The sequence below is a fragment of the Staphylococcus sp. HMSC061G12 genome (assembly GCF_001838465.1).
Classification (GTDB): domain Bacteria; phylum Bacillota; class Bacilli; order Staphylococcales; family Staphylococcaceae; genus Staphylococcus; species Staphylococcus simulans.
Genome location: NZ_KV837074.1, coordinates 1 through 631 on the forward strand (window position 1 = coordinate 1; position 631 = coordinate 631).

At 30.0% G+C, this 631-nt stretch carries 1 protein-coding gene; it reads left to right on the top strand.

From position 1 onward, the window contains the following. Positions 1 to 255: 255 nt before the first annotated feature. The coding region (locus HMPREF2937_RS07225; RefSeq protein ID WP_142351412.1) for a recombinase family protein at positions 256 to 631 on the top strand (376 nt) is incomplete at its 3' end.

Here is a 631-nt window from a genome sequence, read left to right on the forward strand (position 1 = left end):
GGGATTGGTGCATATAATGCACGAAGCTCTTGTTAGGTAAATTATAACACTGGTTAGTAGAAAAATGCAAAATCAGTATCTATATAGGAGGATAAAATAAATATAGAGTGTGTTATAGTTTTCTAACAATCTTTTTTGAAGATATATTAAAAAGTGTTGATTACAAGTACACCCTAATCATACAGATATAGTTATTGAATTTACAGCAACTAAAACGTATGATTAGGGTGTATATTAATTGTGAGGTGGAAATCAATGATTGTTGGCTATGCGAGAGTATCATCAATCGAACAAAATTTAGAAAGACAACTCGAAAATTTAAAGACGTTTGGTGCTGAAAAAATATTTATAGAAAAACAATCTGGGAAATCTATTGAAAATAGACCAATACTTCAAGAAGCACTTAACTTTGTAAGAATGGGGGATCGGTTTATAGTAGAATCTATTGATCGTTTAGGTCGTAATTACGATGAAGTGATTCATACCGTTAATTATTTAAAAGACAAAGAAGTTCAATTGATGATTACTAGCTTACCTATGATGAACGAAGTCATTGGCAATCCATTATTAGATAAATTTATGAAAGACTTAATCATTCAAATATTAGCAATGGTTTCAGAACAAGAACGAA